General features: G+C 53.9%; 30 protein-coding genes. 13 read left to right on the top strand and 17 right to left on the bottom strand.

What is annotated here, in order from left to right; all coding sequences use genetic code 11:
- Nucleotides 1-10: 10 nt before the first annotated feature.
- Nucleotides 11-886: a sulfofructosephosphate aldolase gene (gene yihT, locus FDX24_RS12805; RefSeq protein ID WP_137346555.1), complete on the bottom strand. Its 876-nt coding sequence runs from the start codon at nucleotides 884-886 to the stop codon at nucleotides 11-13.
- A gap of 10 nt (nucleotides 887-896) precedes the next feature.
- Entirely contained in the window at nucleotides 897-1,793 is an 897-nt protein-coding gene (gene yihU, locus FDX24_RS12810; protein WP_048214035.1) for a sulfolactaldehyde 3-reductase, read from the bottom strand.
- 166 nt (nucleotides 1,794-1,959) lie between these two features.
- Here yihU and FDX24_RS12815 point away from each other — a divergent pair, with 166 nt between their 5' ends.
- The 6 genes from FDX24_RS12815 (at nucleotide 1,960) to fabY (ending at nucleotide 6,684) form a co-directional block, all read left to right on the top strand.
- On the top strand, nucleotides 1,960-2,856 hold the full coding sequence (locus FDX24_RS12815) for a sugar kinase (protein ID WP_048214034.1): 897 nt from the start codon (nucleotides 1,960-1,962) through the stop codon (nucleotides 2,854-2,856).
- A gap of 33 nt (nucleotides 2,857-2,889) precedes the next feature.
- Nucleotides 2,890-3,693, top strand: a complete 804-nt coding sequence (locus FDX24_RS12820) for a DeoR/GlpR family DNA-binding transcription regulator (protein ID WP_003847907.1) — start codon at nucleotides 2,890-2,892, stop codon at nucleotides 3,691-3,693.
- A 105-nt stretch (nucleotides 3,694-3,798) separates the two neighbouring features.
- Nucleotides 3,799-4,398 (top strand): glucose-1-phosphatase, encoded by a 600-nt coding sequence (gene yihX, locus FDX24_RS12825; RefSeq protein ID WP_048214033.1) that lies wholly within the window; start codon nucleotides 3,799-3,801, stop codon nucleotides 4,396-4,398.
- A complete protein-coding gene (locus FDX24_RS12830) occupies nucleotides 4,392-5,264 on the top strand; it encodes a virulence factor BrkB family protein (RefSeq protein ID WP_048214032.1) in 873 nt (290 codons plus the stop codon). The genes yihX and FDX24_RS12830 overlap by 7 nt, the downstream gene beginning before the upstream one ends.
- Nucleotides 5,261-5,698 (top strand): D-aminoacyl-tRNA deacylase, encoded by a 438-nt coding sequence (gene dtd, locus FDX24_RS12835; RefSeq protein WP_003028671.1) that lies wholly within the window; start codon nucleotides 5,261-5,263, stop codon nucleotides 5,696-5,698. The genes FDX24_RS12830 and dtd overlap by 4 nt, the downstream gene beginning before the upstream one ends.
- Before the next feature lie 44 nt (nucleotides 5,699-5,742).
- Nucleotides 5,743-6,684, top strand: coding sequence for a fatty acid biosynthesis protein FabY (gene fabY, locus FDX24_RS12840; protein ID WP_048214031.1), 942 nt, complete (start codon nucleotides 5,743-5,745; stop codon nucleotides 6,682-6,684).
- 11 nt (nucleotides 6,685-6,695) lie between these two features.
- On the opposite strand, the gene FDX24_RS12845 is transcribed toward fabY, so the two are convergent.
- From FDX24_RS12845 to FDX24_RS12855, 3 genes are all read right to left on the bottom strand, one after another.
- Nucleotides 6,696-7,142, bottom strand: coding sequence for a type II toxin-antitoxin system HigA family antitoxin (locus tag FDX24_RS12845; protein ID WP_048214030.1), 447 nt, complete (start codon nucleotides 7,140-7,142; stop codon nucleotides 6,696-6,698).
- The gene (locus FDX24_RS12850) at nucleotides 7,139-7,450 is read right to left on the bottom strand and encodes a type II toxin-antitoxin system HigB family toxin (RefSeq protein ID WP_101741974.1); all 312 of its coding nucleotides are present in this window, start codon (nucleotides 7,448-7,450) and stop codon (nucleotides 7,139-7,141) included. The genes FDX24_RS12845 and FDX24_RS12850 overlap by 4 nt, the downstream gene beginning before the upstream one ends.
- An 85-nt stretch (nucleotides 7,451-7,535) precedes the next feature.
- Entirely contained in the window at nucleotides 7,536-8,465 is a 930-nt protein-coding gene (locus FDX24_RS12855; RefSeq protein ID WP_137364407.1) for an alpha/beta hydrolase, read from the bottom strand.
- Between the two features lie 204 nt (nucleotides 8,466-8,669).
- Here FDX24_RS12855 and FDX24_RS12860 point away from each other — a divergent pair, with 204 nt between their 5' ends.
- Together FDX24_RS12860 and FDX24_RS12865 are read left to right on the top strand one after the other, a co-directional pair.
- Nucleotides 8,670-8,912 carry a CopG family transcriptional regulator gene (locus FDX24_RS12860; RefSeq protein ID WP_043018956.1) on the top strand — a complete coding sequence of 81 codons (243 nt, stop codon included), beginning with the start codon at nucleotides 8,670-8,672 and terminating at the stop codon, nucleotides 8,910-8,912.
- Complete coding sequence (locus FDX24_RS12865; protein WP_003028682.1) at nucleotides 8,912-9,286, top strand: type II toxin-antitoxin system VapC family toxin; 375 nt, start codon at nucleotides 8,912-8,914, stop codon at nucleotides 9,284-9,286. Before FDX24_RS12860 ends, FDX24_RS12865 begins: the two co-directional genes overlap by 1 nt.
- Nucleotides 9,287-9,322: 36 nt before the next feature.
- Here FDX24_RS12865 and fdhE read toward each other — a convergent pair whose 3' ends face one another.
- The 4 genes from fdhE to fdnG are packed head-to-tail and all read right to left on the bottom strand — an operon-like array spanning nucleotide 9,323 to nucleotide 14,846.
- Nucleotides 9,323-10,252 carry a formate dehydrogenase accessory protein FdhE gene (gene fdhE / locus FDX24_RS12870; protein WP_003028685.1) on the bottom strand — a complete coding sequence of 310 codons (930 nt, stop codon included), beginning with the start codon at nucleotides 10,250-10,252 and terminating at the stop codon, nucleotides 9,323-9,325.
- On the bottom strand, nucleotides 10,249-10,884 hold the full coding sequence (gene fdoI / locus FDX24_RS12875) for a formate dehydrogenase cytochrome b556 subunit (RefSeq protein WP_043018888.1): 636 nt from the start codon (nucleotides 10,882-10,884) through the stop codon (nucleotides 10,249-10,251). The genes fdhE and fdoI overlap by 4 nt, the downstream gene beginning before the upstream one ends.
- Nucleotides 10,881-11,783, bottom strand: coding sequence for a formate dehydrogenase O subunit beta (gene fdoH / locus FDX24_RS12880; RefSeq protein ID WP_115644167.1), 903 nt, complete (start codon nucleotides 11,781-11,783; stop codon nucleotides 10,881-10,883). The genes fdoI and fdoH overlap by 4 nt, the downstream gene beginning before the upstream one ends.
- Before the next feature lie 12 nt (nucleotides 11,784-11,795).
- Complete coding sequence (gene fdnG, locus FDX24_RS12885) at nucleotides 11,796-14,846, bottom strand: formate dehydrogenase-N subunit alpha (protein WP_137364408.1); 3,051 nt, start codon at nucleotides 14,844-14,846, stop codon at nucleotides 11,796-11,798.
- Nucleotides 14,847-15,076: 230 nt separating this feature from the next.
- Here fdnG and fdhD point away from each other — a divergent pair, with 230 nt between their 5' ends.
- The gene (fdhD, locus tag FDX24_RS12890) at nucleotides 15,077-15,877 is read left to right on the top strand and encodes a formate dehydrogenase accessory sulfurtransferase FdhD (RefSeq protein ID WP_217438277.1); all 801 of its coding nucleotides are present in this window, start codon (nucleotides 15,077-15,079) and stop codon (nucleotides 15,875-15,877) included.
- Between the two features lie 128 nt (nucleotides 15,878-16,005).
- A complete protein-coding gene (locus FDX24_RS12895; protein ID WP_003825262.1) occupies nucleotides 16,006-16,218 on the top strand; it encodes a DUF1471 domain-containing protein in 213 nt (70 codons plus the stop codon).
- 42 nt (nucleotides 16,219-16,260) lie between these two features.
- Here the strand turns inward: FDX24_RS12895 and FDX24_RS12900 are convergent, their stop codons facing one another.
- Both FDX24_RS12900 and FDX24_RS12905 read right to left on the bottom strand, forming a co-directional pair.
- Nucleotides 16,261-16,584, bottom strand: coding sequence for an AzlD domain-containing protein (locus FDX24_RS12900; protein WP_061066958.1), 324 nt, complete (start codon nucleotides 16,582-16,584; stop codon nucleotides 16,261-16,263).
- Nucleotides 16,584-17,243 carry an AzlC family ABC transporter permease gene (locus FDX24_RS12905; RefSeq protein WP_048214023.1) on the bottom strand — a complete coding sequence of 220 codons (660 nt, stop codon included), beginning with the start codon at nucleotides 17,241-17,243 and terminating at the stop codon, nucleotides 16,584-16,586. Before FDX24_RS12905 ends, FDX24_RS12900 begins: the two co-directional genes overlap by 1 nt.
- A gap of 101 nt (nucleotides 17,244-17,344) precedes the next feature.
- Between FDX24_RS12905 and FDX24_RS12910 the strand changes: the two genes are divergently transcribed.
- Nucleotides 17,345-17,893, top strand: a complete 549-nt coding sequence (locus tag FDX24_RS12910; RefSeq protein WP_003028726.1) for a helix-turn-helix domain-containing protein — start codon at nucleotides 17,345-17,347, stop codon at nucleotides 17,891-17,893.
- An 84-nt stretch (nucleotides 17,894-17,977) separates the two neighbouring features.
- Here FDX24_RS12910 and rhaM read toward each other — a convergent pair whose 3' ends face one another.
- From rhaM to rhaB, 5 genes are all read right to left on the bottom strand, one after another.
- Entirely contained in the window at nucleotides 17,978-18,292 is a 315-nt protein-coding gene (rhaM, locus tag FDX24_RS12915; protein ID WP_137364409.1) for an L-rhamnose mutarotase, read from the bottom strand.
- On the bottom strand, nucleotides 18,289-19,437 hold the full coding sequence (gene fucO / locus FDX24_RS12920) for a lactaldehyde reductase (RefSeq protein WP_137364425.1): 1,149 nt from the start codon (nucleotides 19,435-19,437) through the stop codon (nucleotides 18,289-18,291). Before fucO ends, rhaM begins: the two co-directional genes overlap by 4 nt.
- Before the next feature lie 11 nt (nucleotides 19,438-19,448).
- Entirely contained in the window at nucleotides 19,449-20,273 is an 825-nt protein-coding gene (rhaD, locus tag FDX24_RS12925; protein ID WP_086523527.1) for a rhamnulose-1-phosphate aldolase, read from the bottom strand.
- Nucleotides 20,274-20,416: 143 nt separating this feature from the next.
- Nucleotides 20,417-21,676, bottom strand: coding sequence for an L-rhamnose isomerase (rhaA, locus tag FDX24_RS12930; protein ID WP_061066962.1), 1,260 nt, complete (start codon nucleotides 21,674-21,676; stop codon nucleotides 20,417-20,419).
- Entirely contained in the window at nucleotides 21,673-23,142 is a 1,470-nt protein-coding gene (gene rhaB / locus FDX24_RS12935; protein WP_137364410.1) for a rhamnulokinase, read from the bottom strand. Before rhaB ends, rhaA begins: the two co-directional genes overlap by 4 nt.
- Nucleotides 23,143-23,445: 303 nt before the next feature.
- Between rhaB and rhaS the strand changes: the two genes are divergently transcribed.
- Both rhaS and rhaR read left to right on the top strand, forming a co-directional pair.
- The gene (gene rhaS, locus FDX24_RS12940) at nucleotides 23,446-24,294 is read left to right on the top strand and encodes an HTH-type transcriptional activator RhaS (protein ID WP_048214016.1); all 849 of its coding nucleotides are present in this window, start codon (nucleotides 23,446-23,448) and stop codon (nucleotides 24,292-24,294) included.
- 152 nt (nucleotides 24,295-24,446) lie between these two features.
- Nucleotides 24,447-25,295, top strand: a complete 849-nt coding sequence (gene rhaR / locus FDX24_RS12945; RefSeq protein ID WP_048214015.1) for an HTH-type transcriptional activator RhaR — start codon at nucleotides 24,447-24,449, stop codon at nucleotides 25,293-25,295.
- Here rhaR and rhaT read toward each other — a convergent pair.
- Entirely contained in the window at nucleotides 25,292-26,326 is a 1,035-nt protein-coding gene (gene rhaT, locus FDX24_RS12950; RefSeq protein ID WP_061066964.1) for an L-rhamnose/proton symporter RhaT, read from the bottom strand. The two genes, rhaR and rhaT, sit on opposite strands and share 4 nt — an antisense overlap.
- Nucleotides 26,327-26,404 lie beyond the last annotated feature (78 nt).

Here is a 26,404-nt window from a genome sequence, read left to right on the forward strand (position 1 = left end):
TGATCCTCTATTAGCGGCGGGCCATCATTTCGTCGACGATATCGCCCAGACGCTGCAACTTCGGTGCGGAAACATCACGCAGCATCAGTTCGGTATCCGGCAGGCCCACAACGGATGACCAGACCGCACGCCCGGCCAGGAAGCCGGATGCGCCTGCGGTCATTGCTACGCTGACCGCGCGTGGGAACAGTTTTTCATCCACACCAGAGGAGAGAATGACCCACGGCATGTTGATGTTTTCATTCAGGCGCTGAGAGGCGCTAAGCAATTCCTGTTGGGTTCCTTTGCCGTACAGCGGCATTTCGACCTTGTAGAGATCGGCACCGCTATCGCCCAGCTCTTTCGCGGCATCGATGATGGCTTGTTCTCGGCAGAACTTATCGCCACGACGCGGTGGGCGAACAACCGGCTCGATGATGCTCAGCAGCCCATTGGAATGGCATAGCGCATTGAATTCTTTCACCATGTCCAGACGCTGTTGGGCATCTTCATCGCTACGCCACAGCACCAGCAGTTTGAGAGCCTTGGCACCATCTTGCTTCACAGCCTGCGGGTTGATTTTTTTATCAATCACTACGCTATCGACCGGAATTCCGTTACCCGGAATAAACTCATCAGCGGCCACAATCATGGCGCAGCTTTTGGCTACCGCGTTTTGCTCTACAACCTGGCGGTAGCAGAACTGCTGATCGACCAGAATGGCGGAGGCATAGGGGGACAGGATTTTTGCCGCATTGACTTTGAAATCGGTCAGCACGCTGTCATTGACCGGGGATTTTGCACCCGCTGCGGCAAACATTAAGCGCATGGCTTCGCGCTGATCGACTGCCAGCATGGCAAAACCGCCGGAAGCGCGGGTAATATCTTTCAGGGTGTACTTCGTCATTGTTCAGTCCTTACTTATCTGTGTGTTTATTTAGCCCGGCGGATGCGCGAACCTGTTCAAGAATGGCGGTCCAGTCTTCCCGGCCACGACCTGCGGCGCGCGCCTGGTTATAGACTTCGCGGGAGGCGGCGCCGAGCGGCATCGGTACGTGTAATTGGTTGGCAACGTCCAGAGCGATGCCAAGATCCTTATGAGCTAAATCGATCATGAAGGCCGGGGAAAGATCGCCTTTCAGCACTTTGTTCGGCCATGATGTAGTGAAGTGGCCTTTCCCGGCGGGAGTGCCGCTCATGACTTGCAAGGCCACATCGAAGGAGAGGCCGAGCGCTTCGCACAACACGGCGGCTTCGGCAGACAGGGCGTTTAACGCGATGCTCATGTAGTTATTGATGAGCTTGACGCGAATGCCCATACCGGGACCGCCTGCGTTGATCAATTCATTACCCATCGCCATCAGAACCGGTGTGGCGCGTTCTACCTGCTCCGCCGTGCCACCCGCCAGCAATAACAGCGTTCCCGCGATAGCGTGATCGGAGGTACGTCCAACCGGGCAATCCATCATGTCGAAGCCTTTGGCACGCATATCGGCGATCAGTTTGTCGGTTTGCAGTGGGTGAATAGTCGACATATCAATCACTAATGCCTGTGGGGAAAGGCTTTCACAGATACCCTGCTCGCCGAACAGTACGCTGCGCACCAGATCGCCGTTTGGCAGCATGGTGATAACAAATTCTGCCCCTTTTGCTGCCTGAGCCGGGCTGTTGGCAGGTTGGGCTCCTTTTTCCACCAGGCGCTGAACGGCATCCGGGTTAACGTCAAAGACGCTGAGTTGATGACCCTGCTTCAGCAAGTTGCTCGCCATGGGTGAACCCATCTGACCTAATCCGATAAATGCTATAACTGCCATAACGTTCTCCTGAGACGTGGATGTCATTTTTTGTCATTTAAGGTCGTTTGTTTTTGTCTGTTTTTGATCGTATTTGTAATTTATGGTCAAAAAATTGACAGCCGTCACTTTTTAAACATTTTGTGAAATTAAAATGATCCCATCTTGAAACGCCTAAGGAATGACCATGATTCGTGTTGCTTGTGTGGGTATTACCGTGATGGATCGCATCTATTACGTAGAAGGTTTACCGACTGAAGGAGGTAAATATGTGGCGAAGCGCTATACCGAAGTGGGCGGCGGGCCTGCTGCAACGGCCGCAGTGGCTGCAGCGAAGCTGGGCGCGCAGGTGGACTTTATTGGCCGTGTGGGCGATGACGACACCGGAAACAGCCTGCTGGCGGAGCTGGAATCCCTGGGGGTAAACACCCGCTACACCCGGCGCTATGCGGGGGCAAAGTCTTCACAATCGGCGATTATGGTGGATGCGCAAGGGGAGCGTATTATCGTTAACTACCCCAGCCCGGACTTACTGCATGACGCTGACTGGCTCAACGAGATCGATTTTTCGCAGTGGGATGTGGTTCTGGCGGATGTTCGCTGGCACGAAGGCGCCAGGCAGGCGTTCACGCTGGCGCGTCGGGCGGGAGTGATGACGGTACTGGATGGTGACGTCACGCCACAAGATATCAGTGAGCTGGTGGCGTTGAGCGATCATGCGGCGTTCTCTGAACCGGGTCTGGCGCGTTTAACCGGGATAACCGATCCTGTCGTTGGACTAAAAAAATCGCAAACGCTCACAAATGGTCATGTTTATGTGACGCGTGGCAGTGAGGGCTGTGACTGGATAAAAAATAATACGTTGCAGCATCAATCTGGATTTAAAGTCGACGTAGTGGATACTACGGGGGCCGGAGACGTTTTCCACGGTGCGCTTGCATTCAGCCTGGCGGGTGGTGATGCCCCGGAAGACGCGGTCAGGTTCGCCAGTGGGGTTGCTGCGCTAAAATGCACGCGTCCGGGAGGAAGGGCTGGAATCCCTGACTGTGATCAAACCCGATCTTTTCTGTCACTTTTTGTATAAAATGCCAGGGCAATGGTTTTTCGAGGAAATTTCATGAGTCTTACCGAACTGACCGGTAACCCGCGGCACGATCAGCTGTTGATGCTGATTAGCGAGCGCGGTTATATGAATATCGACGAGCTGGCCAGCCTGCTGGACGTGTCCACGCAGACCGTGCGTCGTGATATTCGTAAACTCAGCGAGCAGGGATTAATTACGCGTCATCATGGTGGGGCGGGCAGAGCCTCCAGCGTGGTGAATACGGCGTTTGAGCAGCGTGAAGTCTCGTGGACGGAAGAGAAGAAAGCCATCGCGGAGGCGGTGGCTGACTATATTCCTGACGGTTCGACGGTGTTTATTACCATAGGCACCACCGTGGAGCAGGTGGCCCGCGCGCTGTTAAACCATAACCATTTGCGCATCATCACCAACAGCCTGCGCGTGGCGCATATTCTGTATAACAATCCGCGTTTTGAAGTCATGGTGCCGGGGGGAACGTTACGCCCGCACAACAGCGGCATCATTGGTCCTTCTGCTTCGGCATTTGTGGCTGATTTTCGGGCCGACTACCTGGTTACCAGCGTTGGCGCGATTGAAAGTGACGGCGCACTGCTGGAGTTTGATGTTAACGAGGCCAGCGTAGTGAAAACGATGATGTCGCATTCAAGACACATTCTGCTGGCAGCGGATCATACGAAATATACGGCTTCTGCCGCGGTAGAAATTGGTAATGTGTCGCAGGTAACTGCGCTGTTTACTGATGAATACCCAGGTCCGGCATTGCACAATTTACTCCAGTCACAGCAGGTGGAAATTGTGCAGGTGAGTCCTTCACAGGATGATGCTCTGGCTGTGTAATTCTTCCCAATGATGGCCCGATAACTTCGCAGCCATCACTCTCACATAGTCAAACTTCTCCTTTCCCGCTACAGTTATTCATCCACGGCGAATAAGGAGAAGGGCATGCTCTATATCTTTGATTTGGGTAATGTGATTGTCGATATCGACTTCAACCGCGTGTTGGGCACATGGAGCGATCTAAGTCGTGTACCGTTGGCTTCGCTAAAGCAAAGTTTCACCATGGGGGAGGCTTTTCACCAGCACGAGCGAGGCGAAATAACGGATGAAGCCTTTGCCGAGGCACTATGTCACGAGATGGCGCTGCCGCTAAGTTACGAGCAGTTCTCTCACGGCTGGCAGGCCGTGTTTGTCGCCTTGCGCCCTGAGGTTATCGACATCATGCATAAGCTGCGTGAGCAGGGGCATCGTGTCGTTGTGTTATCAAATACTAACCGCCTGCACACCACGTTTTGGCCGGATGAATATCCCGAGATCCGTCAGGCTGCTGACCATATTTATCTTTCCCAGGACCTGGGCATGCGTAAACCGGAAGCGCGAATTTACCAGCACGTCCTGCAGTCTGAAGGTTTTTCTGCGCAGGATGCGGTCTTTTTTGACGATAACGCCGATAATATTGAAGGGGCTAACCGGTTAGGGATCACCAGTATCCAGGTCGTCGATAAAAAGACGATTCCTGACTATTTCGCGACGTTGTTATGCTAAAAAATGTTCGGCAACAGGCCAGGCATCATACGCGTCCTGTACGAGACTGGCTGAAGCTACTATGGCAGCGGATTGATGAGGACAACATGACGACGCTGGCAGGGAATCTTGCCTACGTTTCATTGCTCTCATTAGTGCCGCTTATTGCCGTCGTATTTGCGCTTTTCGCCGCATTTCCGATGTTTTCCGACGTCAGTGTCCAGCTACGTCATTTTATTTTCGCAAACTTTATCCCGGCGACGGGAGACGTCATTCAACGTTATATCGAACAGTTTGTCGCCAACTCGAACAAAATGACGGCAGTCGGGGCATGCGGGCTGATTGTCACAGCATTATTGCTGATGTATGCCATTGATAACGCGCTGAATACTATCTGGCGCAGCAGGCGCACGCGTCCCAAAGTTTACTCTTTCGCCGTCTACTGGATGATTTTAACGCTGGGGCCGCTGCTGGCGGGAGCCAGTCTGGCGATCAGCTCTTATCTGTTGTCATTGCGCTGGGCCAGCGATCTCAACACGGTGATTGATAACGTCCTGCGTATTTTCCCGCTGGTGCTTTCCTGGCTCTCATTCTGGCTCCTCTACAGCATTGTACCGACTACGCGCGTCCCTAATCGTGATGCGGTGATTGGCGCTTTTGTGGCCGCCGTGTTGTTCGAAGCCGGGAAGAAAGGATTTGCGCTCTACATCACGATGTTCCCGTCGTATCAGCTCATTTACGGCGTCCTGGCGGTGATCCCCATTTTATTCGTCTGGGTTTACTGGACGTGGTGTATCGTCTTGCTAGGCGCGGAAATAACTGTCACTCTCGGGGAATACCGCAAACTTAAACAAGCCGCAGAACAAGAAGAAGCAGAGCAACCATGATTGCATTAATTCAGCGCGTAACCCGTGCCAGCGTCACCGTGGAGGGCGAGGTGACGGGTGAAATTGGCCCAGGACTTTTGGTCCTGTTAGGTGTCGAAAGGGATGATGACGAACAGAAAGCGAACCGCCTGTGCGAGCGCGTACTCGGCTATCGAATCTTTAGCGATGCCGAAGGCAAAATGAACCTCAACGTGCAGCAGTCAGGCGGCAGCGTGCTGGTGGTTTCACAGTTTACGCTGGCGGCAGATACCGAACGCGGCATGCGCCCGGGGTTTTCGAAAGGCGCAGCGCCCGAGCGGGCAGAAGCGCTGTATGAGTACTTTGTTGAGCGTTGCCGCCAACAGGAAATGAATACGCAAACCGGGCGATTCGCTGCTGATATGCAGGTTTCGCTGGTAAATGATGGCCCCGTGACGTTCTGGTTACAAGTATGAACCAGCTTCCGGCGTGGTCGCGGGTAACAAGAGAGAATACAACTATGTATCACCTTCGAGTACCGCAAACAGAAGAAGAATTGGAGCGCTACTACCAGTTTCGCTGGGAGATGCTGCGTAAACCTTTGCACCAGCCAAAAGGCTCCGAACGGGATGCCTGGGACGCGATGGCGCATCACCAGATGGTGGTGGACGAAGAGGGGAATCTGGTTGCGGTAGGGCGTCTGTATATCAATGCGGATAACGAAGCTTCCATACGCTTTATGGCAGTAGACCCTTCCGTGCAAGAGAAAGGGTTGGGCACGCTGATGGCGATGACTCTGGAGTCTGTGGCGCGTCAGGAAGGGGTCAAGCGCGTCACCTGTAGCGCCCGTGAAGATGCGGTCGAATTTTTCGCCAAGCTCGGTTTTGTGAGCCAGGGGGAAATCACCACACCGCAAACCACGCCGGTGCGCCACTTTTTGATGATTAAGCCCATTGCGACGCTGGACGATATTCTCCATCGCGGTGACTGGTGCGGACAGCTACAGCAAGCCTGGTACGAACATATTCCGTTGAGTGAGAAAATGGGCGTGCGTATTCAGCAGTACACCGGGCAGAAATTTATTACCACGATGCCCGAGACGGGCAATCAGAATCCGCACCACACGCTGTTTGCCGGAAGCCTGTTTTCACTGGCGACGCTAACGGGCTGGGGACTTATCTGGCTGATGCTGCGTGAGCGTCATCTGGGGGGAACGATTATCCTCGCCGACGCGCATATCCGATACAGCAGGCCAATCACCGGGAAACCAACTGCTATTGCCGATCTGGGCTCGCTGAGCGGTGACCTTGATCGTCTGGCAAGAGGCCGCAAGGCGCGCGTGCAGATGCAGGTCGGGGTATTTGGCGATGACACGGCGGGCGTCGTGTTTGAAGGTACTTACATTGTGCTACCCGCAAAACCGTTTGGCGCATATGAAGAGGGCGGTAACGAGGAAGAGTAGGGGGATACCCTCTACTCGATAAATGCATCTGCCGGAAGTTTAAAGCGTTCTGCAAGCGCTTTAATATGGCTTACAGTCAGTGCTCTACGGCCATTTAGGATGTTGCTGACGTTCGATTTAGAACCAAGCTCGTTGGCGAGGTCGGTGGCTTTTAATCCGTACTGATCCATGAGCGTACGCAATACGGAAACGCCAGGGGGAATTTGTTTCAGGTGTTGATTGAGCGCTCTGAATTCTGGTGCATGTTTTTCGTATTCACTGATTCGGGCACTAAGTAATTCAAATAGTGGGTTTTCAAGATCGTCGTGGTCAACCAGAAACTCTACTAGCGCTAGTGCCCTTCGATACTCCGTTTCATTGCGTTCTTCCCCCAAAAGAGGGATCGTTTTTACAGCACAACTGAAGGTATCAACGATCTTTTTTGCGCTGGCTGCGTCCATATGACGATGAGATCTCATTCTTTATGGCCCCGATAATATTCTGTCAGTTTGTCATATTCGGCGTGGAGAACGATATGCTTCACAAATACCTTATGTAACCTGAAATCTATGTAGGCAATGAGTCTCAGGTTGTTACCAGAAACATCAATTACCCACCATTTATTCCTGTACTTAAAATTATCAAGAGAAGGAATATACTGTTTCATCTCTTCAGGGTGATTGAATGTTTTTTTCTCCAAAACATTCAGCAACTCAGAGAGAGCAAGCCCATGGTTTGGATACATGAGCATACTCTCATTGAATGGTTTTCGGCTGATAACATGCACGATGTAGTTCCATTACATAGTTTTCAACCTGAAAACAATCTAACGCAATGCCATCATGTTTTCAAGTTGAAAACAACATTGAATATTAAGAAATTATCTCCGCTGATGGGCTTTTAACACGCCAGGCCACGTCGCGCATTGCGTTTCGCGCTGTCTGGCTTACGCCTCCTAACTGAAAAAATCCGTGGATAACGCCGGGATAGCGCTGACAGGTGCAGTCCACACCTTGCTTCTGGAGCTGGTGAAACAGAGCCTCTCCTTCATCGCACAGTGGGTCGAATTCGGCAGTAATGATGTGCGTGGGCGGTAAACCGTTGAAGTCTTCACGCCAGAGTGGGCTGACTTCGGGATGCAATGGATCGGTGTTCGGCATATACATCTCATAGCCCGAAAGCAGCGTGTCGCGGGTGATAATGTAATCCTGTCCATTATGGTCATAGCTCGCAAACCTGGCGGTTGCGTCCAGCATCGGGTAGATCAGCATAAGCTGTGCAGGTTGCCATTGCCTGGCCGCTTTCAGGCGTAGTGCCGTGACCAGCGCCAGGTGCCCGCCCGCGCTGTCGCCAGCAAGGGTTATGCGCTCGCGATCGACTCCCAGTTTCTGGGCATATTTCCAGATGATATTGGCCCCGGTTTCAGCGTCGTTATGTGCTGCCGGGAAAGTATGCTCTGGCGCAAGGCGGTACTGTACTGCAATGACCCGACAGCCGCTGAACCAGGCGAGCTGCCTTAGTTGGTTATCATGCGTAGCAAACCCACCGCTGACAAAACATCCGCCATGATAGTAAATGACGCAGGGCAGCGTTTCCGCAGAGTTAAGAGGCGAAACAACGCGAAACGTCATGGTATCGAGTTCAATATCTTCAACCTGTACGCGGGTTTCTGTTTCTCCGGCCAACGCCGTACTGGCAATATAGCCCGCTCTCCGGTCATCAATATTCTGTTCGCGGGAAGAAGGGCGTCCCGCCGCGATAAATGCCTCAACTAACTGCGCAATCCCGCTTTCCAGTGCCATTTTTAAATACTCTTATCTGTATGGATATACAGGTTTATAACCTGGATACTCACAAATGAAAATGGGAAAAAAAGGGGCGTTATGATTCTGGAAAGCGGCTCGCAAAAGTAAAAATCGTTCACGTAAAAGCTATTTTCCCGCTTTTTCCAGGTGTATGTTGTATGGAAATTAATCGCTGATGATATACTGGAGGTATATGTGAGTATGATGGCTGGGATGGATATGGGCAGAATTTTACTCGATTTATCAGACGAAGTGATTAAACGTCTTGATGATCTCAAGGTGCAGCGCAACCTGCCGCGAGCAGAACTTTTACGGGAGGCCGTTGAACAGTATCTTGAGAGGCAGGATCAGGCCGAAACCACAATTTCACGTGCTCTTGGGCTGTGGCAAGGCTGTGAGGAAGATGGTGTTGAATACCAGCGTAAACTCCGTGAGGAATGGTAATGGTCAAAGGATCCGCACTTTTTGACACCAACATCCTCATCGACCTGTTTAGCGGGAGAAATGAAGCAAAACTAGCGATAGAAACATGGCCGCCGCAGAATGCAATCAGCCTCATTACATGGATGGAGGTGATGGTGGGTGCAAAAAAATACCATCAGGAAGCCCGTACTCGTGTTGCGCTAGGTGCTTTTAACGTGATCGGCGTTTCACAGGATATTGCTGAACGAAGCGTGAGTATCAGACAGGAATATGGGATGAAATTGCCGGATGCCATTATTTTGGCAACAGCACAGATTCATCGTCTTACGCTGGTTACGCGAAATACTAAGGATTTTGCAGGCCTATCCGGTGTGGTCACACCGTATACATTATAACCCGGGCGACCTACGCCGCCCGGTAGTGTGAAGACCTTACTCCCCTTCACCCGGGAACAGGAACGGGTTGATGGAGCTGCGGGCAAAGCCCTCTTGCTCCATGTGCGCGTCCAGCATCAGTGAAGCGAGATCGTCGGCCACGGCTTCGACTTTCGGGTCTTTTTCCTGATAGAGAATCTTCAGGTAAGTCCCACAGTCGCCGCAGCTTTCAGCTTTGATCGCCGCCTGTTCGTTATCCAGTGACCAGTAGTTCAAATCACGGCTCTGCTCGCAGTTGCTGCACTTCACGCGCACCACGTGCCACTCGGTTTCGCACAGGTTGCAGTGCAGATAACGCAGACCCTGGGTGGTACCGATTTGCACCATGCTCGAGACCGGCATTGAACCACACACCGGGCAGTACTGACGCTGTTCACCGTATTCCGCACGGGCTTTTCCGGGGATCAGGCTTGCCATCTGCGCCCAGTAGAGCGACAGGGCAGCCCAAATGAACGGTGCTTTGTCGCTGCTGACGGAGGCAAAATCAGAGGCAAACAGCGCACTGGCCATCAGCTCCAGCTCCTGCTCTGAGGCTTTTTCCAGATTCTCGATCACGGCGAGCGCCGGACCGCTCATCTCTGGCTTCAGCTCAGCAATCAACGACTGCAGCAGCTTTTGCCAGTGCTTGTCGCGTGGCAGGACGTGGATATCCAGCGGCGGTTTGCCCTGATCGTTCGCTTCTTTGATGCGCGCGGTCAGATCCATCTGCAGCGGATGGTCGTACAGCACCACTTCCTGTGCGTGGGCGATCAGCGCGGCAAAGCGCAGGTAATCGCCCAGCGGGTTGTTCTCGGCCAGCTCGCGCAGACGTTCAGCGCGGCGGTTATACAAATTTTTGAGTCTGGGGAATAATAACGGCGGAATCATATCCGCCGTGCGTTTCTCGCTCTTCTCCAGCTCATCTTGCGGGATTATGCGAATACTCATTCAGATGACTTTTCCTGTTTCTGGCGGACTTCACGGTACCAGCGCGGGTGATGTTTCTTCGCCCATGAACTGGTAACCCATCCTTCCACCATCGCGGTAATGGTGCCTTTCACCCAAAGGGCGGCGTAAATGTGCACCATGATAACCACAATTAGCGCTACTGCGGCAAATGAATGCAGCATTAACGCGAATCGGATCACCGGGATTGAGAAAGCAGGCGCAAAATACGGACGCCAGATGACCACTCCGCTCACCAGCAACAGGACCAGGAAGATAATCGCCGCCCAGAATACGCATTTCTGGCCGAAGTTATAACGTCCCGTGTCACCTACTTCCTCGTTGACGACAATCTTACGAATATTCTTCGCCCAAAAGATATCATCCCGATTGATTAGATTGTGGTGCCAGTAACGGAAAAACATGATGATAAACGAGGCAAACATGACAACGCCGACAAACGGGTGCACAATTCGCGCCAGTTGCGGCGTGCCCATGATGTGCATCAGCCAGTTAAAAGACGGGAAGAGAAAGCCCATCCCGCTCACTGCCGCCAGAATGAAGCAGAAGGCGGTTACCCAGTGGTTGATGCGTTCCGGCGCCGTGTAGCGCACGATGGTGTCACGTCGTTTCATTTGCGCACCTCGTCTTTTTCTTCATGCAGGTTGTCTTCTTCCTCTTCCGCGCGGTTCGGGCCTACACCGACGTAATGGAAGATACTGGCCGCAAATGTCGCTGCAAAGCCGACGGCTGCGAGAGGTTTCCAGATGCCTTTCCAGAATTTCACGGTGGCGCTGATTTCCGGGTTCTCCGGCAGGCCGTGATACAGATTCGGCTTGTCAGCATGGTGCAATACGTACATGACGTGAGTACCGCCAACGCCTGCTGGATCGTACAGACCCGCGTTTTCGTAACCACGCGTTTTCAGCTCCGCCACACGCTCGCCTGCCAGCGTTTTCATCGACTCTTTGGTGCCGAAATGAATGGCGCCTGTTGGGCAGGTCTTCACGCAGGCCGGTTCTTGCCCGACCACAACACGGTCAACGCACAGCGTACATTTGTAGACGCGGTTGTCTTCCGGGTTGAGGCGCGGCACATCGAACGGGCAGCCCGCGATGCAGTAGCCACAGCCGATGCACTGCTCAGACTGGAAGTCGACGATACCGTTGGCATACTGAATGATTGCGCCTTCAGCCGGACACGCCTTCAGGCAGCCCGGATCGGCACAGTGCATACAGCCATCCTTGCGGATAAGCCACTCCAGTTTGTCGTCTTGTTCCACTTCCGAGAAGCGCATCACCGTCCAGGATTTGGCGGTCAAATCAGCCGGGTTGTCGTACACCCCAACGTTGTTGCCCACTTCATCACGGATGTCGTTCCATTCAGAACACGCCACCTGACACGCTTTACAGCCGATACAGGTGGTGACGTCGATAAGCTTCGCCACTTCTTCCTGATGGTCCCGCGCCTGAGGCGCGGGGGTGAAACCGTTAGTGGCGGAACGACGAATGATGTCTTGCGATTGATAAGCCATAGGTCGTCTCCGTTACACCTTTTCCACGTTCACGAGGAAGGACTTAAATTCCGGCGTCTGCGTGTTCGCATCACCGACGAATGGCGTTAACGTGTTAGCGATAAAGCCTTTTTTCGCCACACCTTCGTAGCCCCAGTGAATCGGAATACCGATGGTGTCGATATCCTTACCGTTGGCCTTCAGCGTGCGAATACGTTTGGTCACCACTGCTTTGGCTTTAATGTAGCCGCGGTTAGAGGAGACTTTGACGGTATCGCCATGAGAGATGCCGAGCTTATTCGCCAGCTTCTCGCCGATTTCCACAAACTGTTCTGGCTGTGCGATGGCATTGAGCAGCGCATGCTTGGTCCAGTAGTGGAAGTGCTCGGTCAGACGGTAGGTCGTACCGACGTACGGGAATTTATCCGCTTTACCCAGCGCTTCCGCGTCATCTTTGAAGATACGCGCGGCAGGGTTTGAGATAACGTTCGGGTGCAGCGGGTTAGTCCCCAGCGGCGTTTCAAACGGCTCGTAGTGTTCCGGGAACGGACCTTCCGCCATCTTATCGATAGCAAACAGGCGTCCCATCCCTTCCGGCTGCATGATGAACGGCCCAACGTTACTGCCCGGTGCGGCGGCGCTGTAGTCCGGAATATCCATCCCGCTCCACTTCGCCCCATCCCATTTCAGGATCTGACGTTTTGGATCCCACGGATTCCCCTGCGGATCAGCGGAGGCGCGGTTATACAGAATGCGTCGGTTGAGCGGCCACGCCCATGCCCAGCCCAGCGTGTTGCCAAGGCCTGATGGGTCGGCGTTATCGCGACGTGCCATCTGGTTGCCTTCCGGCGTCCAGCTCCCGGCAAAAATCCAGCAGCCGCTGGACGTGGTGCCGTCGTCACGCAGTTGGGCGAACGAGCTAAGCTGTTGGCCTTTCTTGACGATAACCGCGCCGGTTGCCGGGTCGGTAATGTCGGCCAGCGCTTTACCGTTGCTCTCCATCGCCACTTCTTCCGAAGCCGGTTCGTGTGGGGTGGAGTAGTTCCAGGTCATGCTCAGCACCTGTTCCGGGTTCGCGCCACCCTGCTCGGCATACATCTTGCGCATGCGCAGGAAGATACCGGCGAGGATTTCACCATCGGTAACGGCAATCCCCGGGGCGTCTGCGCCTTTCCAGTGCCACTGCAACCAACGACCGGAGTTAACGATAGAACCGTTCTCTTCGGCGAAGCAGGTGGACGGCAGACGGAATACTTCGGTCTGGATTTTCGACGGGTCCACATCGTTCGACTCACCATGGTTCTGCCAGAAGGTAGACGTTTCGGTGTTGAGCGGGTCGATGGTGACCAGGAATTTCAGTTTGGACAGTGAAGCCACGACCTTGTTTTTATTCGGGAATGACGCGACCGGATTAAAGCCCTGGCAGATATAGCCATTCACTTTGCCCTGGTTCATCATCTCGAAGTATTGCAGAACGTCGTACCCTTTATCCCACTTCGGCAGCAAGTCGAAGCCCCAGCTGTTTTCCGCTGTCGCTTTATCGCCAAAGAAGGCTTTCATCATCGAAACGAAGAATTTCGGGTAGTTGCCCCAGTAGTTCACCTGACCTTCCAGCAACGGTTTTGGCGTGTTGGCGGCAAGGTAGGTTTGCAGGTCAGTTTGTTTCTCGCTGGGCAGCGTCATATAGCCCGGCAGGCTTTGTGACAGCAGGCCTAAGTCGGTCAGACCCTGAATGTTGGAGTGACCGCGCAGGGCGTTAACACCGCCGCCGGCCATCCCCATGTTGCCAAGCAGCAACTGGATCATCGCCATGGTACGGATGTTTTGCGCACCAACTGAGTGCTGCGTCCAGCCGAGTGCATACAGGAACGACGCGGTTTTGTCTTTGACGCTGGTTTCTGCGATGTATTCGCACACTTTCAGGAAATCAGCCTTTGGCGTACCGCAGATGTTTTCTACGACATCCGGCGTGTAGCGGGAAACGTGCTGTTTCAGCAGGTTCCACACGCAGCGCGGGTGTTGCAGGGTGACATCGCGTTTGGCGAAGCCTTTTTCATCCAGCTCGTAGTTCCAACTGGTTTTGTCATACTTGCGTTTGTCCGCGTCGTAGCCAGTGAACAGGCCATCTTCGAAACCGTAATCCTCACGCACGATCAGGCTGGCGTTGGTATAGGCCTCAGTGTATTCGCGGTTGAATTTTTCGTTGTTCAGCAGGTACAACAAGACGCCTGACAAGAAGGCAATGTCAGTACCGGAACGAATCGGCGCATAGAAATCAGCTACCGCTGCGGTTCGCGTAAAGCGAGGATCGATAACAATCAGCTTCGCGCCGTTGTGTATTTTGGCTTCCATCGCCCAGCGGAACCCGACCGGGTGAGCTTCAGCGGCGTTACCGCCCATCACCACAACGAGGTTGGCGTTTTTAATGTCGACCCAGTGGTTGGTCATCGCACCGCGACCAAATGTTGGAGCAAGACTTGCTACCGTTGGTCCGTGTCAGACGCGTGCCTGGTTGTCGACCGCGAGCATACCGAGCGCGCGGGAGAATTTTTGCGTTAAATAGCCGGTTTCGTTACTGGAAGCGGAAGCACACAGCATCCCGGTGGAAAGCCAGCGGTTAACGGTTACGCCTTCGGCGTTTTGTGCAACGTAGTTTGCGTCGCGGTCTTCTTTCATCAGCTTAGCGATGCGGTCAAATGCCTCATCCCAGCTAATCTGTTGCCACTTATCAGAGCCTGGTGCGCGGTATTCCGGGAATTTCAGGCGGCTTTCGGAGTGGATGAAGTCCACAAGTCCTGCCCCTTTCGGGCACAGCGCGCCACGGTTCACCGGGTGATCCGGGTCCCCTTCGATATGGAAGATGGATGCTTTGGCGTTTTTTGCTCCGTCACCGAGACTGTACATTAACAGTCCACAGCCAACGGAACAGTAAGTGCAGGTGTTACGGGTTTCGCGGGTGCGCAGCAGTTTATATTGCCGTGTTTCCGCGAGCGCTACGCCGGGTGCAAAACCCAGTGCCGCTGCCGTGGTGCCTGCCATACCGCCAGCGCAGATCTTAAAGAACTGCCTTCTGCTGACCTGCATGGTTCGCTCCTTGTTTCGACATTGTCACGTTCCCTTCACTTTTCCGTTACTCGAGCGCGAGGGAAGTGGTTGTTATTTTTCTTTGCGGACGGGACCGCAAAGGTCCAGAATTGGGTGAATTTCCCTCCGTCCAGGAGGGGTTTGTAAAGAATACCACAATGTTGGTATGTGTGTTCCAATATGGTTAAAAGAAAGTGAATAAAATCCATCAAGAAGAAGTCAAAAATGTGATGAATTGTGCAGGATCGCGTCAGTTGACTCTCTGGAAACGCGAGGATTTGCAACATCCTCAGCCAGATGAGGTCGCTGAAGAAGTGCCGGTTGCGCTGGTTTACAACGGGATTTCGCACGTGGTGATGATGGCGTCACCGAAAGATCTTGAGCACTTTGCGCTGGGCTTTTCACTTTCTGAAGGCATTATTGAGCGCCCGCAGGATATCTACGCAATGGAAGTGGTGCCTTCCTGTAACGGATTAGAAGTGCAGGTTGAGCTGTCCAGTCGTCGATTTATGGGGCTGAAGGAGCGGCGTCGTGCACTGGCCGGTCGTACCGGTTGTGGCGTTTGCGGCGTTGAACAACTCAATGACATTGGCAAGCCGGTCCAGCCTCTGCCGTTTACCCAGACATTCGATCTGGCACATCTCGATAACGCCTTAAGGCATCTCCCTGATTTCCAGCCCGTGGGGCAACTGACAGGCTGCACGCACGCGGCTGCCTGGGTACAGCCGTCAGGCCATCTGGCGGGTGGACATGAAGATGTCGGGCGTCATGTGGCGCTGGATAAACTGCTGGGACGACGTGCTATCGAAGGGGAAGCCTGGCGGGCGGGCGCAGTATTAGTCTCCAGCCGCGCCAGCTACGAGATGGTGCAAAAGTCGGCGATGTGTGGCGTGGAGATCCTGTTTGCTGTCTCAGCCGCGACAACGCTTGCCGTAGAAGTTGCCGAACGTTGTAACCTGACGCTGGTGGGTTTTTGCAAACCGGGCAGGGCGACGATCTACACCCATCCGCAGCGGTTGATCGCTGAGTAATAATTGTTCAGTTAATTTGAATAAGATAGGCAAATCCTTCCGCTTTTAGTTGCGTGATATGAAGGCTACTATTTATCACATCAAGGCACGGTGCCTTACTAAAACAACTAAGTGAAAGGGTTTATATCATGAAAAGCATCAAAACTTTTGTCGCAGTTATCGCTCTGGCTACGTCTTTCGGTTCTTTCGCTGCTCAGACAGTTACCGCAACCGGTTCTACGCTGGAAAGCGCTGAAGCAAAAATCGCCGCTCAGGCTGAACGTGCAGGTGCCAGCGATTACAAAATCACTCAGGCTTACACCGGCAACCGCGTGCACATGACCGCTGAACTGCTGAAATAAGATACCTCAGTACTGTCGAAAGAGCGCCCTTGAGGCGCTTTTTTAGTTTATACCCGCCATTCTCAGCAGTGCGGTTACCACTGCTGCAGCGATAATCACCACAATCAATGGCGTCTTACGCCAGGCGAGAAACACCGCAAAAGCCACGCCCAGCACGCGCGCCATGCCGGCAAAGTGTTCGCCTTCATAAAAGGTGGTTGCCAGCGCAACGGAGAACAGTAACACCGTTGCAGCATCAGAAAGCAACGCCTGTGAACGTTCAGAAAAGGCTAAACGGCCTCCCAGTTTTGCTCCCCCTAAACGCATTAAATAGGTTCCCAGAGATAACACGGCGATACCGACGATAAACAGCGTCATGTTGCCCATTATTTTTTCCTCGTCAGTAAGCCAAACAGTGAAAGCAGTACCGGCAAGCCTACCGGTGCGAAAGGTACGGAAGCGAGTGACAATGCGGCCCCGCTACAGGCACGGATGAGCGTGGTGCGGTTTTTAAAAGCTGGAACCACTAAGGCCAACAAAATGGCAGGGAAAACGGCATCCAGACCAATGGTTTCAGGTGCCGGGAGCAGCTTGCCGACACCGGCGCCGATCAGTGTGCCAATCGGCCAGAAAATGGCGACGCCCAGACCGCATAACCAGTAGGCGGCTTTACGTTGTTCCGGTGTTTTCTGCGACAGGCCGAACACCACGCTTTCATCGTTCATGATATGACAGCCTAGAAAGCTGGCGGCGCGAGTGCCGACCAGATCGCGTACCGTCACGCCAAACGGTACATGTCGGGCATTCACCAGTAACCCGGCCGCCGCTGCCGCTAACGGATTTCCGCCGCTGGCGATAATACCGATAAACATAAATTCAGAAGCTCCGGCCAGTACTGTAATCGAGAGTACAAAGGGCACCCAAATCGGGAAGCCGTAAGCCATTGCCAGCGAACCGTAGGACATGCCTACCACGCCGACGGCCAGGCACACTAAAAATATCGCTTTAATCGTGTCGCCTTTGAGGCTGGAAAAATAATGTTTCATACCGTTTTAGCCATATCGAACGAGTTTCCATTATAATGAACATAATCAGTTTGATTTACAAGTCGAACGATTCGTTCGATATAAAGAACATGGAGTCGAGAATGACCCAACCCATCAGTATGATCGCGAAAAGTCTGGTGCGTGAACGTCAGCGCACCGGTTTATCGCTGGCAGAAATTGCCCGTCGCGCGGGAATTGCAAAATCGACACTCTCGCAGCTGGAAGCGGGAAATGGTAATCCTAGCTTGGAAACGCTGTGGTCGCTGTGTGTGGCGCTGGATATCCCCTTTGCCCGATTACTGGAACCGCAGGAGCAAAAAACGCAGGTGATTCGCCGTGGCGAAGGGACAAAAGTCGTGGCTGAGCAGGCCCACTATCAGGCTATTTTACTGGCAGCCTGCCCACCGGGCGCGCGGCGGGATATCTATCTGCTGCTGACGCAACCGGGCGCAGATCGTATTTCACAACCGCATCCACCGGGATCGGTTGAACATATTATCGTGACGCAGGGTAAGGCGATGGTGGGGTTGACGGAAGCGCCGGAGGAGTTAGGCGAGGGCGACTATATTTGCTACCCCGCTGACCAGGCGCATATCTTTAAAGCACTGGAGCCTGACACCCAGGCGATTCTGGTTTCTGAGCAGAATTGAAACTGCCGGATGGCGCTATCGCTTATCCGACCAGGAAAAAATAGAACCGTAGGCCCGGTAAGCTTGCGCCACCGGGCACACGACTTATGGCAAATAAAACACTTCTTTTAACTCTGCGCTGACCGGGCTGTTGTCTGGGTTGGCCGGCATTACGTCACGCATATGTTTCCACCAACGCTGGCAAACGTCGGTACTGGCAACGGCATTCCAGCGCTCCTCGGACTCAATCTCAACGGTGGCGAACAGCAGATTGCGCTCCTCGTCGAGATAAATCGCATAGTGATGTGCGCCGTGGGCTTTCAGCACCGCTTCCAGTTCTGGCCAGATGGGATTGTGCCGACGTTGATACTCAACGTGCGCATCGGCATTCACCTGCATTATAAAGGCCTTGCGGATCATAACGCCTCCAGATACAGCTCGCGGATCTCGTCGCGGCTGGCGGTGCGCGGGTTGCACGGCGCACACGGATCGGCCAACGCTTTATCCAGCCAGCCCTCAATATCCTCTTTCGTCACGCCAAGTGAACTAAAGCCCGCAGGAATACCGACACGCTTGCTGAGTGCACGAATCGCGTTGATGGCCTCCATGCTGGCCGCTTCATCGCTCATACCGTGCGTATCGACGCCCATTGCCTGCGCCACGCGGGCAAAGCGTGCCACGGCGTTGGGGCGATTAAAGTTTTCGATTACCGGCAGCAGGATGGCGTTGCAGACTCCGTGTGGCAGATTATGGGTTGCGCCCGGCTGGTGCGCCAGCGCATGCACCAGACCGAGACCAGCGCTGTTAAATGCCATCCCCGCCAGATACTGACCAAACGCCATTTGTTCACGGGCGTCGAGGTTATGACCGTCGTCGACCGCTTTCGGTAGCCACAGGTTGATCAGGCGAATCGCTTCCAGCGCGTTAGCGTCGGTGAGCGGATGCGCGCCAACGGAAACATAGGCTTCTACCGCATGGGTCAGGGCGTCCATGCCGGTTGCGGCGGTGACGGATGCCGGAATTTCCAGCATGACGCTGGCATCATCCACGGCGATATCCGGGATGATATTCGGGTCGATGATCACCTCTTTAACCTTGCGAGCTGAGTCGATAATGACCGCATTACTGGTCATCTCTGCTGCCGTTCCGGCGGTGGTATTGATGGCGACCAGCGGTACGCCAGCATTTTTTACCTTGCCTACGCCGGAATAGGCGGTAGAAGGGCCGGGGTTGGCGGTCAGGATCTTCACCGCTTTAGCGGTATCGATCGGGCTACCGCCACCGAAGGCAATAATGTAGTGACATTCTGCGTCCTGATACGCCGCGAAACCTTTCTGCACCAGCTCTTCCGTCGGGTTTGGAAACACCTCATCAAACAGGTGGTAAGACATCTGATGTTCATCCAGCGCGGTAAACAGGCTATCCAACAGGCCCAGTTTTACCAGTTGACCATCGGTGACGATCAGCGCTTTACCCCATTGCTTATTCGCCACGAGGTTCACCATATCGGCAATCGCGCCGGCGCCATGCAGGCTAATTTTTGGCAGTGCCAACATAAAGCTCATCATTATTCTCCTTACAATGCCAGTGCGCTGGCCAGCGGCGTCACGCCGAAGCGTTTGCCAAGTGCGATTAGCTCTTCACGCGTAATGGTCTGCTTCATACCGCCCATCGAGTAAATCTTGACCAGAACCTCAGCGGACTTCTCTGCGGTATCGATCAAACCGAACGCTTCGTCGAGGGTAGGTCCGCTGCCGAACACGCCGTGGAACGGCCACAGTACCAGCGAGTGTTTCTGCATTTCTTCGGCGGTGGCCTGACCGATTTCATCGGTACCTGGCACCATCCACGGCAGAATACCGACGCCATCCGGGAACACCACCAGACACTCGGTGCTGCCTTCCCACAGCTTACGGGTCATCAGCGCGGTATTGTTTTCCAGTACGTAGGTCAGGGCGATCAGGTTGGTGGCATGGCAGTGCATGATCACGCGGTCTTTGCCATTGGTGGCTTTAATGCGCTCGCAGTGGGAAAGGAAGTGCGCGGGCAGTTCGGAGGTCGGCACGGCTTCATGGGTCAGCCCCCACAGAATGTGGTAACCCGCGCCATCGCTGTCGATTTTCACCACGCCCAAATTGGCTGCCGGATCGAGCTGGACGTTGCGGAAAAATTTCCCCGAACCGGTGACGATAAACGGCGTATTCGCCAGCAGCGGCATCGGCTGACTCAGCGCGATATAGCGTGGTTTTTCGTGGAAATCGGCGCTAAATGGCGCAATATCTGCCTCATCCAGGCGCAGTGTCAGGTTGCCGCCGTTGCGTTCGTCCCAACCTTTCAGCCAGGCATCGGAAGTGGCTTTAATCATCCCCTGGACGAACCAGGAAGTGGTAATGTTTTGCATGTTCGGTGTTCCCATTTATTGCCCGAACGTTATCGGGTCTTACGTAGGCCGGATAAGCGAAGCGCCATCCGGCAATCGTGTTTCATTTATTGCCGGATGGCGACGCGGGGCGTCTTATCCGGCCTACAAGCCTGGCGTCACAGTTAGCCACGTTTGCTCAAAATCTCTTTTTCATAAGCGCGCACACTTTCCAGCCACTGGCTGCCCGCTGGCGTGTCGTGACGCTGGCAATACATCTCCCAGACGGCCTGCCACGGCAGCGATTTTTGCTCTTCCAGCAGAGCCAGGCGTGCGGTGTAGTCGCCGCTGGCTTCAAGCTGACGCAATTGCCCGGTCGGTTCTAACAACGCGCGCAGCAGCGCTTTTTTCATATTGCGGGTGCCGATCACCCACGCGGCGATGCGGTTGATGGAGGCGTCGAAGAAGTCGAGGCCGATGTGTACGCGGTCAAACAGGTTGTGGCGCACGATCTCGCTGGCAATCGCCTGCGTTTCATCATCCAGCAGCACCACGTGATCGCTGTCCCAACGCACCGGACGGCTGACATGCAGCAGCAGGCGTGGCACGTACAGCATGGCGGCGGAGATCTTGTCGGAAATGACTTCCGTCGGATGGAAGTGACCTGCATCCAGGCACAATGCGGTCTGGCGGCTGGTGGCATAACCCATATAGAACTCGTTAGAGCCGACGGTGTAGCTTTCTGCGCCAATACCAAACAGTTTGCTCTCGACGGCATCGATGTGGTGCGCCGGGTCGAGTTTCTCGCTGATCACTTCGTCCAGCGCGTCCAGCAGACGCTGGCGCGGCGCTAAACGATCAACGGTGATGTCTTTCATACCATCCGGGATCCAGATGTTCATCACCGACGGCGTACCCAACTGCTCGCCAAAATACGCCGAGACGCGACGGCTGGCTTTGCAGTGGTCAATCCAGAACTGGCGAATGGTGTCATCGGCGTGGGCCAGCGTGAAACCGTCGGCACTCAGCGGATGTGAGAAGCAGGACGGGTTGAAATCCAGCCCTAGCTGGTTCGCTTTCGCCCACTCAACCCAGTTTTTGAAGTGTTCAGGTTTGATTTGGTCGCGGGCAACTGGCGTATCAGACTCCAGATAGATCGCATGCAAATTCAGACGTTTTGGACCCGGAATCAGGCTCAGCGCCTGCTCCAGATCGGCACGCAGTTCGCTGGCGTTACGCGCTTTGCCCGGATAGTTACCGGTTGCCTGAATTCCACCCGTGAGCGAACCTTCCGGGTTTTCGAATCCGGCTACGTCGTCGCCCTGCCAGCAGTGCATGGAGACCGGCAGACGATCGAGCTGGCGTAATGCTTCCTCGACATCAATACCTACCGCTGCGAAACGCAGTTTTGCCAGTTCCCAGGCTTGTTCAAGTTGAGTGGTCATGCGCAAAGCTCCTTTGTCTGTCGTAATGGTTGAAACTGCGCTTTGTGGCGGGCAATTTCACTTTCAGGATTGGGGATGAAGGTGGTCAGGTCGTAGTTGGCACGCACCACCTGACGGAAATCATCGACGTTGTTAAGCTCGTCCAGCGTCATCAACTGGACGCCAATATTGCCGAGCGTGGAGGCCTCAATAGGCCCGGATATGACGCGAATACCGCAGGCATCCGCGCAAAGCTGGTTGAGTAATGCGTTCTGGCACCCACCGCCGACGATGTGCAGTTGGTGAAATGCTTCGCCGCGAAGCTCAGCCAGTTCCTGCAGGATATCGGCGTACAGCAACGCCAGACTGTCGAAAATACAGCGCGCCAGTTCGGCGTTTTGCTGAGGAACGGGCTGGCCTGATTCACGACAGGCCGCCTGAATTTCCGCACTCATATCGTCAGGATTGATAAAGCGCTCGTCGTTGGGGTTAATCAGAAACTGGCAGGCTGGCAGCGCCTGGGTTTGAGCGATAAGGGCAGGCAGGTCGGTTATCTGCCGCTCTTTTAACACGCGCTGAAGTAGCCACAGCCCCATGATGTTTTTCAGCACGCGGTAGCGCCCTTCCGCGCCCCCTTCGTTGGTGATGTTCGCCGCCAGTGCCGCATCGTTGGTATACGGTGTTCTGCTCTCGAAGCCCATCAGCGACCAGGTACCGGAAGAGAGATAGGCACTATTTTTATCGGCCAGCGGTGATGCGATCACCGCGCTGGCGGTGTCGTGGCTGGCGACGGCAACCACCGGGATTTGATTTTTCTGTGGACAAATCCAGTAACCAATTACGTTCCCCGGATACGTGGGGCGGCCAAACCACGTTGTGTCGGCACCGCTCCAGGCCAGCAGGGTTTCGTCCCAGTCGTCGGTGTTGATATTGACTAACTGGGTGGTGGTGGCGTTGGTGTATTCCCAGTTCAGTTCGCCGGTCAGGCGATAGCTGAAGTAATCGGGGATCAGCAGGGCATGCGCCACCTGGGGGATTAGTTCCGGTTGCTGCTCGACCAGCGCGCGGAGCTGATACAGGGTATTAAAGGGCAGAAACTGAATGCCGCTACGGTGATAGATGTCACTTTTACCTGGCTGCGTCATGGCCCGCGACATAATGCCGTTCGTGCGGCTATCGCGATAAGAGACTGGCAACCCAACGCGCTGACCGTTTTTATCGATCAGGACATAATCCACGCCCCAGGTATCAATGCCGATGCTGTCGATCCGAATGCCTTGATCGCAGACTTTCTTCAACCCCAGACGAATGTCGTTTTCCAGGCTGTCGATGTCCCAGGTGTCAAAACCGTCTGTTTTTTGCAGACAGTTAACAAAGCGGTGGATTTCACGCAGTGTCAGGGTACGGTGTTTACTGTCGTAACGCGCCAGCATTACGCGTCCACTGGATGCACCGAGATCAACAGCGACACAATGGCGAAGAGTCATAGCGAGGTCCTTCTGAGTTTCATTGCACTCAGTCTAAGAACCCGTGAAATGGCGTACCTTCTTGTTAGTGACAGCGACAATACGCGGCTGGCAGCATGGCAAAGGTGAACGTGATAGCGTTCACAGTTTCTACTAATGGGGACGGTTTCACCTGATGTGACCCCTTCCGCAATTCCCGATCTTTCCCGCTATTTCTTGAAGAATTGACCGTGTTTACGCACTTTGGCGTCAAAAATTTAAGGTGAGGGTGATAACCCTTAATTACTATTCAGTCATGTTCATTTGATCGGGGGGGATGTCATCATGACCGTATTGCATTGCGTGGATTTTTTTCCGACAGGTAAAGCGCCCGTGGCGATTGAGCCCCGGCTTCCTCAGCCTGCTTTTCCAGAACATCATCATGATTTTCATGAAATTGTAGTGGTTGAACATGGTACGGGAATTCATGTGTTCAATGGACAGCCTTATACCATTAGCGGGGGAACGGTGTGTTTTGTCCGCGATCATGACAGACACTTATATGAACATACTGACAACCTGTGTCTGACCAATATTCTGTATCGTTCCCCGGATGCGTTTCAGTTTTTGGCCGGGCTGAATCAGTTGTTACCCCAGGAGCTGAATGGGCAATATCCGTCACACTGGCGGGTGAATCAGAGCGTGTTGCAGCAGGTTCGGCATCTGGTGGGGCAAATGGAAAATCTTGGAGAGGCAATGGATACGCCAACGGCGGCAAATCGTGAGATCTTGTTCATGCAGCTGTTGGTGCTGTTGCGTAAAAGCAGTCTGATGGAAGCGGCAACAGATAATGATGCGCGACTGAACCAACTACTGGCATGGCTGGAGGATAACTTTGCCGACGAAGTGTGCTGGGAAGCTGTAGCCGAGCAGTTTTCGCTCTCTTTACGGACTTTGCACCGCCAGCTTAAACAACAGACCGGGCTGACGCCACAGCGCTATCTCAACCGCCTACGGCTTATCAAAGCCCGCCATTTGCTACGTCACAGTGATGACAGCGTGACGGACATCGCTTATCGTTGTGGGTTCGGTGACAGTAACCATTTTTCGACGCTGTTTCGCCGGGAGTTTAACTGGTCGCCGCGCGATATCCGACAGGGACGCGATGTCATTACTGGAAGCAGCCTCCAGTAACGCGAAAGCTATCAACGTTTTTTGCCGTCCGTTTGCTGATAATCATACCCTTTTATGCCGGATGGCGGCTGTGCCTTGTCCGGCCTACGTGGATGCCTTGTAGACCGGATAAACGTAGCGCATCCGGCAAGCGTTCAGGTTGAGGTGATGTGATGGTGAATCATCTGGTCCTTCTGAAATCAGACTTTTTTGCGAATGACCACCAGGCCGTCGCGGTGGCCGATCGTTACCCACAGGATGTGTTTGCCGAACATACTCATGAGTTTTGCGAGCTGGTGATGGTATGGCGCGGCAATGGCCTGCATGTTCTCAACGATCGCCCGTACCGGATAACCCGCGGCGATCTGTTTTATATCCGTGCCGAAGACAAACACTCCTACACCTCAGTTAACGATCTCGTCCTGCAAAATATCATTTACTGCCCGGAACGGCTGACGCTGAATGTCGGCTGGGAAAGCGCGATCCCAGGATTTAACGGCTCGCCGCGACAGCCCCACTGGCGGCTTGGCAGCGCGGGTATGTCCCAGGCCCGGCAGATAATTAGTCAGCTTGAACATGAGAGTAATCAGCGTGACCCGCTGGCTTTTGAAATGGCCGAGTTGCTGTTTGGGCAACTGGTGACTCATTTCAAGCGGCACCGCTACGCCACGGATACGCTGCCAGCGACATCAAGTGAAACGTTGTTGGATAAGCTGATTACCGCGTTGGCCGGGAGTCATGAACATGCCTTTGCGCTGGATAAATTCTGTGAGCAGGAACAGTGCAGTGAGCGAGTTTTGCGTCAGCAGTTTCGCAGCCAGACAGGGATGACCATCAATCAGTATCTCCGCCAGGTACGGGTTTGCCATGCTCAGTATCTGCTTAAGCACAGTAGACTGATGATCAGTGAAATTTCTATGCGCTGCGGCTTTGAGGACAGTAACTACTTTTCGGTGGTATTTACGCGGGAAACCGGGATGACGCCGAGCCAGTGGCGTCATCTCAGCAGCCCGAATGATTAACTGGCCATCCCCAGACCGACAATATTTGCCGCGAGAATAATGACCACGCAGCCGAGGCTCAGTACGCTGACCGGACGGCGGCCCGCGTTTTTCCACTCTTTCAGCACCAGACCAACAATACCGCCGCACAGGACATAGAAGCTCATGTGCAGCATCCAACTGACATAATCATACTGCGCCGGAATGCGAGCGTGGCCCCAGGCGTAGAAGAAGAATTGCAGATACCACATCAGGCCACCGAGCGCGGACAGTAGCACGTTGGTGATGATCAGCGGTTTGGCTAACGAGAAGTCGGCTTTTATCGAAAGATCTTTCACTTTTGCCAAACGAATAAAACAGAAGCCCAGGTTGACTAAAGCACCGCCGCCCATGATGACGACATAGCTTGGTAGCGCGACATACAACGGATCAACGCCCAGCGCGGCAGCAGCATCGTGCATGGGTTTCGCCGCGTTCATCGCAAAGGACATCCCGGCAGAGAAAATGCCGCACATTACCGCCAGCACCAGCCCCTTCTTCAGGTTGAACTCTTCTGCTTTGATGCCCATTTTACGTTCTTTCAACTGTCCTGCGCGGGTCACAATGCCCACGCCAATCAGCGCGACCAATACGCCCAGTAGCGTCATGCGCCCGCCATCGGTGCTGATCAGCACATCAAAGTTACCGTTGATGATAGGGGTCATCAGCGTGCCGACAATCAGGGTAATACCAATCGCAATACCAATCCCCATCGACATGCCGAGATAGCGCATGGTCAGGCCATAGTTGATATTACCGATCCCCCACATCGCGCCAAACAGAAATACCGGTGCCAGCGTGGAGAGGCTAAAAGAACTGAAGTAGGCCCAGAAGTTGGGAAGCAACATGGCGCTAATGGTCCATGGCAGGATAAGCCAGGAGACGACCCCGCCAACCGACCACATTGTTTCCCATGACCAATGTTTAACTTGTTTGAACGGGGCATAGAAACAGGCTGCGCTGGCTGCACCTATCAAATGCCAAAGAATACCCATCGTAATCGCGTTACTCATGACTGAATCCTCGTTATTTTTTATCGTCGGTCATAACCCCTCCGACACAACGAGTTTAAAAATTACGCAGATGATTAA

Origin of the sequence: Citrobacter sp. wls716, assembly GCF_005280975.1 — a bacterium.
Taxonomy (GTDB): Bacteria; Pseudomonadota; Gammaproteobacteria; order Enterobacterales; family Enterobacteriaceae; genus Citrobacter; species Citrobacter youngae.